Here is a 13,602-nt window from a genome sequence, read left to right as displayed (position 1 = left end):
CGTGTGTATTAGATGGTGCGCAAAAATTAATGACTAGATGTTCACTCTACTTTTATGTTCACTCTATTTTTAGTTTGCACCTTTCGCTAAACGCAGGCCCGAAAATTGCCAGCGCTTATCTGGGTGAAAAAAATTGCGGTAACTGGCGCGCATATGGTCAGGTGGTGTGGCGCAAGACCCACCGCGCAATACCATCTGGCCGCTCATAAATTTACCGTTGTATTCACCTACTGCCCCTTCGGCAACTTTAAAGTTAGGGTAGGGGGCAAAGGCGCTGGCGGTCCACTCCCATACATCGCCAAACATGCCTGTAAGTACATTTTTATTGGCGGCTGATTTTTGTGGTTTTGGCATAATTAAATCGCTGTTGGCAAAATTGCCTTCCACTGCACTATTGCCTACGGCATGCTCCCATTCGGCCTCGGTGGGTAAGCGCGCGCCAGCCCAGCGGGCATAAGCGTCGGCTTCGTAAAAACTAATGTGGCACACGGGTGCATCCAATTGCAGTGGGCTGGCCCCGTGCAAGGTAAACGTATGCCATTCGCCGTCAGCCTGTTGCTGCCAATACAGCGGGGCTTGCCAATTATTTTTAACGGCAGTGGCGTAGCCGTCCGAGAGCCAAACAAGTGGGTTGCTGTAACCGCCATCATTAATAAAAGCCAGCCACTCCCTATTGGTAACTGCGCGGCTCGCCAAGGCGAATGGCGTTAGGTATTGCTTGTGTTTGGGTAGTTCGCAATCAAAACAAAAATGCGTAGCGGTTGCCCCTATCTCTATTAAACCCCCTTCAAATGTCACCCAATTTAATGGCGGGGTAGTGTTGCTGGCAATTGCGGCTAGTGGTGCTGCTACCTTTGGCTGTAGCGCAGGTGCCAAAGGGTTGTGTGAAAACAAATGCAGAATATCGGTTAGTAATAATTCTTGGTGTTGTTGCTCGTGGGCTATGCCTAGCTCTATAAGAGAAAATTGCTGTGGAGTTAAGCTGGCAAAGAGTGTGGCGAATAAGTTATCTACATGGGCGCGATATTCTAATATTTCGGCGAGGCTAGGCCGCGTGAGTAAACCGCGCTGTGGGCGCGCGTGGCGATTGCCTACGCCATCGTAATAGGAATTAAATAAGTAGCTATAGCGCGGATGAAAGCGCGCTTGTTCGCCAAGGGCGGGGGCAAAAAGAAACTCTTCGAAGAACCAGCTGGTGTGTGCCAAATGCCATTTGGCGGGGCTGGCATCATCCATAGATTGCGCCGTGGCGTCGGCATCTGAGAGTGTTTGGCACAATTGTTCTGTGCGCTTGCGCACCGCTAACAGGCGCTCTAACAATATCGCGTGAGCATGTGCCGCGTGAACATGTGCCGATGTGTCGCTTTTGTCCTGCTTGGTGGTCATGTGCCGGTCCTTGCTGGGTAGCGGTGTAGTGTTTATTAAGTGTTTAGCAAAGGTCGTTGCGAATGGTTAAATGGTTTTTCTTTTATGTTGTTGTTCAAACCTATAAAGATAGTAGAAAAATTAGAAGGTTAGTGTGACAAAAGGCGTTTAATTGGAAAAAAGTTAATTATGGGGGGATGATTACAGAAGGTAGGCGAGCGGTGCTTAGTTGCTTAGTAGGGGGCGGTTGCGAAAACAGTTAGGCTGAATGTAAGCGCCGAATAAATAGGTAGGTATTTATTCGGCTTATTGAAGGTTGATATGCTATTTATTGCGTTTGTTAACTTACTTTACGGGTTTAACAAAGAGTTTGCCTACGCTTGAGCGGCTTACTTTAACCAGTGTGCCTTGCGCTAGCTCTTGGCTTTGCTCGTCATCTAGTTCGCCATCCAGTTCCACAACCCAGCTAATACCAGAATAGTTATGTTGGCTTGGTGTGGTGGGGCTTAAGTTGCTGCTTAGCCTAAACTCTAAACCGTTAATATCGTTTGGCTGATCATCTTCGGCCTGTTGTATGTTTTGCAGTTTGCGCAGCGGTTTCCATAATAAAACGCCAAATACTGCGGTTTGAATGCCAACCGAAATTGTGGACCACAGAAGGTTCTCTGGCAGTAACCCCACAAGTTGCAATATGGCTGTGCTGAAGCAGGCGCAGGCTACAAACACTAAAAATAATGTGCTAAAACCAAGTACGGCGAACTCAACAATTAACAACACAATACCAATAATTGTAAGTAAAACGGGTAGTTCGGTGAAGGCGCTCATAGGTTAAGCCGCTGGTGTTTGGTTTTTGTTAATGGTGTTAATAACCGACATGGCCTGTGTGACTACCGAAGCGGCATCGGTTGCGTTATCTGGTAGTAAAACAATAGACGAGTCGCGAGCAATAGCGTGGCGCGCTTCAATAGCTTTAGTGGCTAAGTCCAGTTGCACGGCAGATTGCCCCACTGGGGTGTTGGCCACTTCACCTATTTTGCGCAGTGCGTCGGCTTGTGCTTCGGCAACTCGGAGTATTGCGCCCGCTTCACCTTCCGCGCGCAAAATTTGCTCGGCTTTATCACCTTCTGCAGATAGTACCTTAGATTGCTTTTCACCTTCTGCGCGGTTAATTTCAGCTTGTCTATCACCTTCCGATTCTAAAATCTTGGCGCGCTTTTCACGCTCGGCACGCATTTGCGCTTCCATTGCAGACATAACAGATTGTGGCGGCACAATATCTTTAATTTCATAGCGCAACACCTGCACGCCCCAAGGCTCGGCAGCTTGGTTAATAGCATTAACAATATTGGCGTTTAGCTGGTCGCGCTCTTCGAAGGTTTTATCTAGCTCCATTTTACCTATTTCGGAACGCATAGTGGTTTGTGCAAGCTGGGTAACGGCAAAGGCGTAATCCTCAACACCGTAAGAGGCTTTGTAAGGGTCGAGCACACGAAAATACAAAACACCATCTACGGTGAGTGAAATATTATCTTTGGTGATGGCACTTTGGCTTGGCACATCTACAGCTTGCTCTTTTAGCGACCTGTCGTGAGCTACTTTATCCATAATGGGGATAATAAAATTTATCCCGGCTTCAATAGTGCGGTTGTATTTGCCGAAACGCTCAATAACATAAGCGCGGTTTTGCGGCACAAACTTAAGGCCGAGTTTGGCAAAAATAACAATCGCCGCAAAAATAGCGAATTGTACGGTGAATATATAATCCAGAATTAATTCCATATTATTTAGCTCCTAGTTGGTTTGTTTTGTTTCGCTTGCTACTGCTAGCCTGTTTAACGTTTTAAGTTATTTATACTTATTGAAACTACCTGTTGCAATAAATTGTTTTACCTCGGTAATTACTTTGTTATTGCGCATCATAAAAGTGTGGCTGGCTTCAACGGTAATATGTTGTTTCATTCCTTCTACTTTGGTGCTCTCTACGCTTACTTTGCCGTCGTTGGGGCTGGGTAGCATTTGGCTTAATACCGGGTTTATCGTGCGAGTGCCTGCTATTACACCTAATTCAAAATTTACTGGGCCGAGTTTTTTGGGTAAAGCGGTTTCGCTTGTGCCAAGTTCTTGGCCCGCAGGCCCATTTAAAATTTCAAACCCCGGCACATTTTTAAGTGTATCAACCACTTCGCTGCCTCGGTTGGGTGGCCCAAGCATTACCACGCGCCCAATTTCTGTTAGTGGTGTGGCTTTTATATACGCTCGCAATAAAATACCGCCCAGCGAATGGGTAACAAAATGTATTTTAGCGTTGGGCGCGAGCGTTTTTTTACATTCGGCAATTGGCTTGTTTAGCGTTTTGGCCAGCTGCCCAATGGTTTGTTTACGCGATGGATAACTGTGGTTTATTACCCTGTAGCCTTCTGCGCTAAGTGCATCTTGCATTGGTTGCATAGAGCGCTGGGTGCGCGCCAAGCCGTGCACCAATATAACACAGTCATCTTTTTGATGTTGTACCGCTGTAGCTGGCGCCTGCTCCGCTAAGCTGCAGGCGCTAAGGGTAAATAAAGCATATAAGGTAGATAGCGAATACAGTGCGGTGGCAAGTTTAAACCGCATGGCTATTTACCTTCGCATTGTTCGGCAGCAAGTTTTTTGGCGCTGCCAAAATCTGTTTTGCCTGAACCTAGTTTGGGTATTGCCGTTACTTCAATAATTGCGCTGGGGTTGGCTAGGCTGGTTAAGCCTGCTTCGCTAATACAGTTGCGCACGGCATCTTTGGCAAGCGGGCTGGTGGTTAGCAAAATAACTTTTTCACCTTTTGCCGCATCGGGTAAATTTACTGCCACTAATTCTGGCGTTGTGGCTGTTTCGTCACTCCCATCTATTTGGGGTAGCAGTACTTGTAGTGCTTGCTCCAACTTACCTAAAGGCACCATTTCACCGCCAATTTTGGCAAAGCGCGAGTAGCGATCTTCGATGGTGAGAAAACCGTCTTCATCTAGGCGGCCTTTATCACCGGTAACGTACCAGCGCGTGTCGTTGATAAGTTTAATGACTTCGGCAGTTTTTTCTGGTTGATTTAAGTAGCCCTGCATAACTTGGCTGCCACCTAATAAAATCATGCCCGATTCGCCAACAGGTAGCTCTTCAAATGTATTGGGGTCGACTATTTTAAAGCTGGAACCGGGCAGGGGCATTCCAACGGTGCCGAGTTTATTACCTAGTTGTACTTTCCAATCTTGCTGGCTCAAGCGATCTGGCAGGTTTACGCTTGCCACTGGCGTGGTTTCGGTAGCGCCGTAACCTTCGTAGATATCTTTATTGAATTTTAATTTAAATTGTTCGCGCACTTCTGGGGTTAAGCGCTCTGCGCCCGCCACAATTAAACGCATACTGTTTAGCATAAGGGGATGTACTTTTTTGTTGCGAATATACATGCGCAAGAAAGTGGTGGTACCAAACATTATGGTGGCGTTGTTTTTGGCAATTGCCTTGGCAGACCCTAGCGCATCGGTTGGGTCTGGGTGAGCAATAACGGGTATACCTTCTAGCAGCGGTAAGAATTGGGCAGCGGTTAAACCAAACGCGTGGAACAGCGGCAAATTGGCCAGCATAATATCGTTGGCTTCCATGTTTAACACGTCGGCCACTTGCTTTACGTTGGCCATAATATTTTTATGGCTAAGTTGAATACCCTTGGGCGCGCCCTCGCTACCACTAGAAAATACTATAGCAGCGGTGCTCTCAAGTGTTGTGCACGGGCAATACAAGGCTTGCAGTAATCGCGCAGGTAATAGCTTGCACACTGTCGCTGTTACTATTTTTTCGACACCGCTTATATTTGTTTTAATATCTTCTACGTACACTAAATGTGTTTTGGCTTTTAGTTCGGCGGTATCTAGTCCTTTGCCTTCTAATTTGCGCAAAAACTTTTCAGAGGTGAATACGCAATCTATGTCTGCCTGCTCTATAGCCGAAAGCATAGCGCTGGCACCCGCAGAGTAATTTAAGTTAACCAGTGTTTTGCCTGCCATTAGGGTTGCCATATTGCACACCATGGCGCCTGCGGTAGTGGGCAGTAATAAGCCTACGGTTTGCTTGCGGCTATGGCGTTTAATACGCTTGGCAAAGAGTAAACTGCCGGTTAAAGCTTGCAGGCCGTTTAGATCTGTACCCAGTGTGTCACTTACTACGGGTAACGTGCTGTGACGTTTTGCTGCACGTACCCACTGTTGTGGCAGGGTGGGTAAATTGTTGACGTACTCTTTCCACGATGCGATAGATACGTCTAGCACACGTTGTTTTACTTCTTCGGCGCTTGCGGTTTTAGGCATAGGGTGGCCAAAGGCAATTACAAGGTCGCGGTGCATGCCATTGGATTGCTGCTTGCGCAAACGCTCTGATGAACGCGAAAATTGGCTGCCCCACAAGCCGCGCAAGTAGAAGGGTACAATCACTACATCGTCGTTCACATCTTCGCAGGCTTTTTCGAAACCGCGTCTAAACTCTGCTAAATGGCCTGTGCGGCTAATGGTGCCTTCAGGGAATAGGCACACCACATCGCCATTGTTAAGTTTTTCGCTTACGGTTTTTAACGCTTCGCGACTGCGTGGGCCCTGCTCGATAGGAATACAACCGAATAAATCGAAAAACCATGTTAAGTACCAGCGTGAGTAAATATTTTTAATCATGACAAACCGAATAGGGCGCGGGCTGGCAAGTTGTAAAATAGCCCAGTCTATCCAGCTTATATGGTTGCCCAGTAATAATACGCCGCCTTTCGCAGGTAAGTTTTTAATGCCCTGTACTTGCAGCTTGTAGTGGCGCGAAAGCACCCAAGTTAATACAAAGCGGGTGAGGCTTTGTGGTAATTGGTAGATGGTGTACAGCCCGCCCAAAAGCGCAACTATGGCAATTAAATTAAGCAGAGATTCACTGCTCCACCCCAAAAGCGAAAACACAACGGTGAGTATTAAAAAGCTGAGCATGCCCAGGTTTTGTACCCAGTTATTTGCGGCAAGGGTTTTACCTAAAGCGTTGCTGGCTGCGGTAAATTGAATAAGCGCGTTAAGTGGCACTATAAATAAACCGCCCATGGTGCCTATCCATAAAAACGTTAGGGCCGCCAGCGCGAGGGAATCTGTGTGGGGTAAAAATAATAAGCCCAGGGCAATACCGCAGGCGCCTATGGGTAAAAAACCGGTTTCGATATGATCACGCGACATACGCCCAGCAATTATCGACCCAATAGCAATGCCTATGCCTGCACAGGCTAATACACCCTGTACCAAAATGGTGTTGTCGACTTGGGTTTGTTCTTTTATGAATGCGGGAAAGGCCGCAAGCATCACTTGGCCCACGCTCCAAAACATGGCGAGGCCGATTACTGAAAGGCGAATTACGCGGCTTTGGCTAAGGGGTTGTAAGTCATCGGCAAATAAACGGCCGGTTAACCAGCGCGACCAATTTAAGGTAGAAGGCGCTGCCGAGGCTGGTATGTTGGGGATGCGGTACATCATAACAAGCTCAACAATGGCGCAAGCCAACAGCACCCAGCCAATGGGGGCGATGGCTTGCAAAATGTCGCTGTCGGTTAAGTTGCTGCCTTTGGGGTACCAAATTTCAAACAGAATAGAAAAGGCGAAAATACCGGCCAGAATGGCCACAATAGAAAGCGCGCTCACTATGCCGTTGGCTTGGCCTAAGCGTTCTTTACCAAACAATTCTTTAATAAAGCCGAACTTGGCGGGGGAATAAATGGCCGATTGCGCGGCCAGTAAAAAGGTCATCGCGAATGCGAGTTCGAACCAGCCCAAGTAGTAAAAAGCTGTAATGCCACCGCACAAACCTACGGCTATCCAAGCGGCCAACTGCATAACGCGGGGCTTGGCGAACCTGTCCGACAAAAAGCCTGCCGGGCTAAGCAGCAATAAAAACGGCAATAAAATTAAACCGTTAACAATGGCGGTAAGCACCACTTGGGTGGGGCCATCGTAAAGTTTAAACACCGTATTTTGGATAACTATTTTGTGGCCCAGGTCTACGAAGGCGTTGAGGAAGACTGCGCAGAAGAAGGGGATTGCGCCTGCGAATTGGCTTAGCTTTTTCATGGAGGGTCCTTTTGCTGAATATCTATTGCTGGCCACTATGGGGCTGGGTGTTGATATCGGCAACCATTTTGTTTATTGTTGCTAAAATCACCACTAAAGGTATTACTATGTAATACTATTTGGTGGTGCATAGCTATTAATTCGATTCTGTGGCGCCTATTATGAAGCAAACCCAGCAATTACTGGACACCCTAAAGCAGCAATTGCGTGCACAGGGCAAAACCTACCGCTGTTTGGCTGCGCATTTGGCGCTAAGCGAGGCATCGGTTAAGCGCTTGTTTAGTGAGCGTACATTCACCCTAGAGCGCTTAGAGCAGGCGTGCGATTTTATCGGCTTGGACATTGGCGAGCTAGCGGCATTAAGCCGCGCAGCACAAGCTCGACTACAGGCGTTAACCCGCGCGCAGGAAGCAGAAATAGCTGAAGATACCGCGCTACTGTTGGTGGCCATCAGTGTGATTAACGGCTTCTCGTTCAACGATTTGTTAGATTACTACGCCTTAAGCGAACAGGAGTGTATTCGCAAGCTCGCCCATTTAGATAGGCTAAAACTTATCGATCTGCTGCCCGGCAATCGGATTCGCCTGCGCGTAGCCCCCAACTTTAGTTGGTTAGCTGATGGGCCCATTCAGCGATTCTTTCAACTTAAAGTACAACAGGAATTTTTTAACAGCCGCTTTAATGCCGATACAGAAAACTTAATGGTGTTAAACGGTGTGTTATCTCGGGCGTCTAATCAAAAGCTGCAAACGCTAATGGGTAAAATGTACCAAGAGTTTAATCAGCTAATGAAGGATGACGCAGCGCTGCCCATGGCCGATCGCAAGGGCAATACGTTGGTACTGGCGTTGCGTCAATGGCAATACCCGCTGTTCAAACAATATATGAAATAACGCAGCTGCGGTTAGAACGCTGCCAGTAATAGATTCGCAAACAGCAATGTGCCCACGCCAAAAAGTAACAGGGTAAGTAGCTTGCGCTGGCGCGAAAAAATTTTAGGTTGGCTTGTAGCGGTATTGATATCGCGAATATGTAAACCGTGCGTATCATCGCCGTTATCTGTTGCTTGTTGTTGGCGAGAGATAGCGCTGCTTTGGCAAGCTTCTGTAATGTGTTCCGATGGTGAGCTAATAGGATTGGTTTGTTGTGCTTGCTGCGCAGGTATGGCTGCCATGTGATTGCTACTGTTTAAATTTAATGATGGTTGTTCAATGTTGTCGATAGGGGGAGGGGTAAAATTGGGCAGCATCTTGTCGCGAAACCCCATTTGAATATCCGATTCGCGCACTTCCATTACCTTATCGCCAATCAATATTTTATCGCCGTGGTGCAGCACTGCTCGAAGTAGAATTTTATCGTCGTTAACCATTACTTTGGCGCCGATTTTTAAAGACAGAATAATACTGTCTTTATCTGACCAAGCATGCGCGTGCACAGGGTAAACGCCTTCCGAGCCGGCTAGGTGAATATCACATCTTGGGCTGCTGCCTATAGAGAGCTTGGTTGGCCCAATCGCTTCTGGTGGGTGGGTACCGTCTTGGTAGTGCAGCTCCATCATGCGTGTAACATCCTCCGTAAACTCAACAACTAGTTTCAATACCCTGCAAGGTTTTACGACGCCAATTCGCTTTACTGCGTTGGGCATTGAGTTGAGAAATACTGTACAAGATTTGTGCCGCTTTTGGCGCGTAAAATCGGTGCGATTTTTAGCGTTATTAGCGGAGCGTATGCATTAATTGTGATGCGCTTCACACTCCTGTTGCTGCAATTAAGAGCAATTCCTATTTGCTGGCGTCGCTATTTTTTACACATGCGGGAAAGCTGGGGCGCTGTTCCAGTTTGTGTAAGTAGCTGCTCGCGACGTCGGCTAATGTACCGCTAATTTGCTCAAACCAACTTAATAAATGGTAGTAGTAAATATCCGCCAAGGTAAACGCTTGGCCGGCAACATAGGGTTGCTGTTGCAGCCAGGCGTATACAGTGCCCATGTTTTGCTCGGCCATAGCTAGGGCTCTTTCATGGGTGCCGTTAGGCCAATGGTAGCGCCGGTTTAATCTTGAGCTTTGCTCGGCAAGCCATAGGTAGGCTTCAAGCTCTGTACTGCCATAGCTTAAAGCGTGGCGATATTGATAGTTAGCTTGCGGCGTTTGGGGGATAAAACGCTGTCCGTCAAATTCTGCTGCCAAATATTCCATAATGGCCAGCGATTCGGTAAATGCTTTTCCATTGTGCACTAGTACAGGTACCTTGCCTGCAGGATTTATGGCTAAAAACTCTTTGCTGCGGGTTTCGCCTTTAAATCGGTCTAGGCGCTGCACGGAGTAAGGCAGGTGCAATTCCTCCAATAGCCAAATTACGCGTTCTGCACGCGAGCGAAATGTATAGGCGTAAACGGTTAGCGAGAGGGTGTCCATTGCTTGCGAGCTTCCTTTGTTTTTTCATAATGTAGGGCGTATTACGCGCCGGTGCGGCAATGAATTAACGCAGTATTAGTGTAGTATGTTTGCTCTTTTTATTCGTGCAGGCAAATTAAATTCTTATTCTAATTGCTAAATAGCAATGCGACTTAAGCACATATCCGAAACTAATTTATGAAAGCTAAGTTTACCGAAGGCGCTATCTTTTCACATATTTGTACCATGACATTCACCTCTATGGCGGGTTTGCTGTCGCTGTTTTTAGTCGATTTGGTCGATATGTACTGGCTTAGCTTACTGGGTGAAATTGAATTGGCCGCCGCCATCGGTTACGCGGGGTCGATTTTATTTTTTACGTTAAGTTTCTCTATTGGTTTATCTATTGGCTGCGCGGCGGTTGTTTCTCACGCAATTGGCGATGGCGATAAACACGTTACTCGCGAACTTGTAGGCAATGTACTACTCACCATCACTCTCACCACCTCGCTGCTGGCGCTATTAGTTGTATCGTATGTGTCGCCATTACTCGAAGGGCTTGGTGCACAGGGGCGAGCGTTTGAGCTTGCTCACGATTACCTCGTTATTATTTTGCCTAGCATGCCTTTACTCGCTATTGCCATGGCATGCGGCGGAGTATTGCGCGCGTTAGGCAGCGCTAAAGAGGCCATGTTTCTCACGCTTTTGGGAGGCTTTGTGAATGCTGTGCTCGACCCGATTTTTATATTTGCTGTGGGTTGGGGTATAGAAGGCGCTGCAGTGGCCTCGGTACTAGCACGTGTGGCGATGGTGGCTTACGGCTTGCACAAAATTATTGTGCACTACGCCTTACTTGCCATGCCGAATTGGACAACCCTTGTGCGTGATTTTAAAAATTATTTCGCCACCGCCTTCCCCGCAGTGTTAACCAATTTGGCCACCCCAATAGGGGTAGCGTTTGTCACTGCCACAATGGCCCAGTTTGGCGATAGCGCCGTGGCAGGCAATGCAATATTGGGCAAATTACAGCCCTTGGCGTTTGCCGGTTTGTTCGCGCTGTCGGCATCAGTTGGCCCTATAGCTGGGCAAAACCTAGGCGCTAAGCAATACGACCGCATAATGGAAACCCTAACAGGCAGTATTCGTTTTATTACACTGTATTCACTCGTTGCCTGCCTCGCATTGGCATTGCTTGCTAAATTGATTGTGTACGCTTTTCAAGCTAGTGGCGATGCAGAAAAATTAATCCTGTGGTTTTGCTACGGCTTAAGCGCTATGTTCTTTTTTAATGGCATTACTTTTTTAACCAACGCATTGTTTAACAATTTAAAAGCCGCCCAATATGCCACCTTCTTTAACTTTCTTCGCGCCACCGTATTCACCATGCCATTCGCGCTACTCGGCGCAAAATGGGGCGGGCCCGTGGGAATATATGTGGGGTTGTTTGTAGGGGCTGCGCTAGTAGCAGGGTTGGGGCTGTGGGTGGCTTATCGGAAGATAGATAGGTTACAGCTTACGGTTGAGAGTTAACAGTTTACAGATGGCAATGAAGCCGTGTGGGCTCTCAAGCATTTTACATTTCGTTACAGTATTTTTCTTTGCGGTTAACTAATCTGATAATTGTGAGGAAGCCGTATTGGGTTGTGGTGTTTCGCGAATGTATTAGCGCTTAATTTAAAGGGAGATATAAATGAAAATAGTTTTGGCGGCTGTTTTAGCTTTCGGTTTATTGGGGTGTGGTGGCACCAATAAAGTTGTAAACGGGGAGACCGGTGGTGTTGAAGGTGGTGGTGAGAGTTTAACGTCATGTACGGGGTTTATATCACCTAGTGCCAATATATTTGTAAAGAGTGCCATAGACCAAACCATTATTGGCAATGCGACAGTTATAATTAATTCGATAGGTGAAAGCGCTACGCTCACAGAAGAAGCTGTGTATGTAGAGGGCGACGATATGTTGGAAAATAGTGAAGATTACGCCTACTTCACTCTATTGGAAATGAATGAAGGCAGCTGGACGCTTAACTACACGGTATCTGCGCCTGGCTACGATACGGTAACGTCGGAAGATTACTTTTTTGTATTAAACACTAGCTGTGGTGCCAGTAATGATTTTACCGAAGAGGTATTTTTATGCCCTACTGGTACTACGTGTGAATAACCACTTTTTAAGCTAGCGCTTACGTCACTTTTAAACTTGGGGGTAATCCTACCAAGCTGGCTCTTTTTCTTGTTTATAGGTGTTGCTTACTGAAAGTTAAGAATTAAGAGTTAAATCTAGATCAAAATACGGCAGTACCAACAGGGAATTGCCTCATTGCCTTTCATTCTAATCCTCTAAAAGCCAGAACACCTTCCAAATTACCTGCTCTTGCCTGCATATTGTGCGGGCGCCATATTATTAACTCTTTGATATTTATAGAAATAGTATTTACCGCTCCACTGTGGACTAATATTTACTCAAAATGCACTGTATTACTTGACCAACACACTAAGTCGGCGCTATGCTTCCCCCACGGTATACATGAGGGATTGATATGGCGATACGTTGGAATGAAGAGCAGCCAATTTTTAGGCAGCTGGAGCAGCACATTAAATCGCTGATATTAGATCAGGCGATTAAAGAGGGGGAGGCGCTGCCATCTGTACGGGTGTTGGCTGCGGAGTTCACTTTAAACCCTCTAACGGTTTCTAAGGCACTGCAGGAGTTAGTGCAGCAACAACTTATTGAGAAAAGGAGAGGCTTGGGTATGTTTGTATGCGAGGGCGCAAAAAATAATTTATTGCAGGTAGAGCGTGAAAAATTTTTGCAGGAGGAGTGGCCAAAAATTAAAGCGCGTATCGAGCGTTTAGGGTTGAACACCCAAGAAATATTAAAACAGGGAGAGGCCAAGAAATGATTACCTTTAAAAACGTATCCAAAGCCTATAAAAATCATCACGCGCTAAGCGACATTAATTTTGCTGTGCAGCCAGGCTCCATAGTTGGGTTGTTTGGCCCTAACGGCGCGGGTAAAACCACACTTATTAATGCGTTATTAGGCATGATTAAAGTGGAGGGCGACATTGAGGTGCTTGGGTTAGAGCCGTTTAGCCAGCGCCATAAACTAATGGAAAGCGTTGCTTATATTGCCGACGTGGCTACCTTACCGCGTTGGATAACAGCAGAAAAAGTGGTAGAGCTTTTTGAAGGCGTTTACCCTAAGTTTAATCGCGAAAAAGCGTTGCGTTTAATTGCAACTACAAGCGTGCCTTTAAATAAGGCGGTTAAGCATTTGTCTAAGGGAATGATCGCGCAGTTGCATTTGTCGTGCATTTTGGCAATAGAGGTGCCGTTATTGGTGCTAGATGAGCCTACGCTTGGGTTAGATATTCTTTATCGCAAGCAGTTTTACGACATGCTAATTACCGAATTCTACGATGATGATCGCTGCATTATTGTCACGTCGCATCAAATTGATGAGTTGGAGCAGATATTAAATAACGTGGTAATTCTAAGCCAAGGCAAGATGGTGCTGCACGAAACGATGGATAACATTGCTGAAAAATATGTGGCAGTAAAAGTGGACGACAGCAATTTGGAAGCGGCGCGTAAACTCAACCCGCTAACCGAAAGCAAAGGTTTAGGTCGCACTACCTGTATTTATCATGGCCATAGTCACGAGACACTAGCGCCCTACGGGCCGCTAAGTATTCCCAGTTTAAGCGATATTTTTGTAGCTACGGTATAGCGTTTAA

Annotated in this window: 12 protein-coding genes; 5 read left to right on the top strand and 7 right to left on the bottom strand. The window is 46.7% G+C overall.

The annotated features are described in order from the left end of the window. Positions 1-69 precede the first annotated feature (69 nt). The 5 genes from egtB to SDE_RS18465 all read right to left on the bottom strand — a co-directional run bounded on the left by egtB (position 70) and on the right by SDE_RS18465 (position 7,472). On the bottom strand, positions 70-1,386 hold the full coding sequence (gene egtB, locus SDE_RS18485; RefSeq protein WP_011470005.1) for an ergothioneine biosynthesis protein EgtB: 1,317 nt from the start codon (positions 1,384-1,386) through the stop codon (positions 70-72). A 324-nt stretch (positions 1,387-1,710) separates the two neighbouring features. Further along, a complete protein-coding gene (locus tag SDE_RS18480) occupies positions 1,711-2,190 on the bottom strand; it encodes an NfeD family protein (protein ID WP_011470004.1) in 480 nt (159 codons plus the stop codon). 3 nt (positions 2,191-2,193) lie between these two features. Beyond that, on the bottom strand, positions 2,194-3,144 hold the full coding sequence (locus tag SDE_RS18475; RefSeq protein WP_011470003.1) for an SPFH domain-containing protein: 951 nt from the start codon (positions 3,142-3,144) through the stop codon (positions 2,194-2,196). 66 nt (positions 3,145-3,210) lie between these two features. Beyond that, on the bottom strand, positions 3,211-3,978 hold the full coding sequence (locus SDE_RS18470; protein WP_011470002.1) for an esterase/lipase family protein: 768 nt from the start codon (positions 3,976-3,978) through the stop codon (positions 3,211-3,213). Between the two features lie 2 nt (positions 3,979-3,980). Further along, entirely contained in the window at positions 3,981-7,472 is a 3,492-nt protein-coding gene (locus SDE_RS18465; protein ID WP_011470001.1) for an acyl-[ACP]--phospholipid O-acyltransferase, read from the bottom strand. 161 nt (positions 7,473-7,633) lie between these two features. Between SDE_RS18465 and SDE_RS18460 the strand changes: the two genes are divergently transcribed. Next, on the top strand, positions 7,634-8,365 hold the full coding sequence (locus tag SDE_RS18460; protein WP_011470000.1) for a helix-turn-helix domain-containing protein: 732 nt from the start codon (positions 7,634-7,636) through the stop codon (positions 8,363-8,365). Positions 8,366-8,376: 11 nt separating this feature from the next. Here the strand turns inward: SDE_RS18460 and SDE_RS18455 are convergent, their stop codons facing one another. Next, the gene (locus SDE_RS18455) at positions 8,377-9,069 is read right to left on the bottom strand and encodes an FHA domain-containing protein (protein WP_143710923.1); all 693 of its coding nucleotides are present in this window, start codon (positions 9,067-9,069) and stop codon (positions 8,377-8,379) included. Between the two features lie 184 nt (positions 9,070-9,253). Continuing rightward, a complete protein-coding gene (locus SDE_RS21600) occupies positions 9,254-9,886 on the bottom strand; it encodes a glutathione S-transferase family protein (RefSeq protein WP_011469998.1) in 633 nt (210 codons plus the stop codon). Positions 9,887-10,063: 177 nt separating this feature from the next. Between SDE_RS21600 and SDE_RS18440 the strand changes: the two genes are divergently transcribed. The 4 genes from SDE_RS18440 (at position 10,064) to SDE_RS18425 (ending at position 13,595) form a co-directional block, all read left to right on the top strand. Next, positions 10,064-11,395, top strand: coding sequence for an MATE family efflux transporter (locus SDE_RS18440; protein ID WP_011469997.1), 1,332 nt, complete (start codon positions 10,064-10,066; stop codon positions 11,393-11,395). 160 nt (positions 11,396-11,555) lie between these two features. Further along, positions 11,556-12,026, top strand: a complete 471-nt coding sequence (locus SDE_RS18435; RefSeq protein ID WP_011469996.1) for a hypothetical protein — start codon at positions 11,556-11,558, stop codon at positions 12,024-12,026. 376 nt (positions 12,027-12,402) lie between these two features. Beyond that, positions 12,403-12,765 carry a GntR family transcriptional regulator gene (locus SDE_RS18430; RefSeq protein ID WP_011469995.1) on the top strand — a complete coding sequence of 121 codons (363 nt, stop codon included), beginning with the start codon at positions 12,403-12,405 and terminating at the stop codon, positions 12,763-12,765. Beyond that, complete coding sequence (locus SDE_RS18425; RefSeq protein WP_011469994.1) at positions 12,762-13,595, top strand: ABC transporter ATP-binding protein; 834 nt, start codon at positions 12,762-12,764, stop codon at positions 13,593-13,595. Before SDE_RS18430 ends, SDE_RS18425 begins: the two co-directional genes overlap by 4 nt. The last annotated feature ends 7 nt before the right edge of the window (positions 13,596-13,602 follow it).

Origin of the sequence: Saccharophagus degradans 2-40, assembly GCF_000013665.1 — a bacterium.
Classification (GTDB): Bacteria; Pseudomonadota; Gammaproteobacteria; order Pseudomonadales; family Cellvibrionaceae; genus Saccharophagus; species Saccharophagus degradans.
Note: the sequence above shows the minus strand (reverse complement) of the source record. Positions and strands in the feature narration are given on the sequence as shown.

Excerpts from the sequence above, each read along its gene's own strand:
- SDE_RS18430 (WP_011469995.1), top strand. The coding sequence starts at position 12,403 with ATGGCGATACGTTGGAATGAAGAGCAGCCAATTTTTAGGCAGCTGGAG.
- SDE_RS18440 (WP_011469997.1), top strand. The coding sequence starts at position 10,064 with ATGAAAGCTAAGTTTACCGAAGGCGCTATCTTTTCACATATTTGTACC.
- SDE_RS18470 (WP_011470002.1), bottom strand. The coding sequence starts at position 3,978 with ATGCGGTTTAAACTTGCCACCGCACTGTATTCGCTATCTACCTTATAT.
- SDE_RS18465 (WP_011470001.1), bottom strand. The coding sequence starts at position 7,472 with ATGAAAAAGCTAAGCCAATTCGCAGGCGCAATCCCCTTCTTCTGCGCA.
- SDE_RS21600 (WP_011469998.1), bottom strand. The coding sequence starts at position 9,886 with ATGGACACCCTCTCGCTAACCGTTTACGCCTATACATTTCGCTCGCGT.
- SDE_RS18480 (WP_011470004.1), bottom strand. The coding sequence starts at position 2,190 with ATGAGCGCCTTCACCGAACTACCCGTTTTACTTACAATTATTGGTATT.
- SDE_RS18460 (WP_011470000.1), top strand. The coding sequence starts at position 7,634 with ATGAAGCAAACCCAGCAATTACTGGACACCCTAAAGCAGCAATTGCGT.
- SDE_RS18425 (WP_011469994.1), top strand. The coding sequence starts at position 12,762 with ATGATTACCTTTAAAAACGTATCCAAAGCCTATAAAAATCATCACGCG.
- SDE_RS18435 (WP_011469996.1), top strand. The coding sequence starts at position 11,556 with ATGAAAATAGTTTTGGCGGCTGTTTTAGCTTTCGGTTTATTGGGGTGT.
- SDE_RS18475 (WP_011470003.1), bottom strand. The coding sequence starts at position 3,144 with ATGGAATTAATTCTGGATTATATATTCACCGTACAATTCGCTATTTTT.
- egtB (WP_011470005.1), bottom strand. The coding sequence starts at position 1,386 with ATGACCACCAAGCAGGACAAAAGCGACACATCGGCACATGTTCACGCG.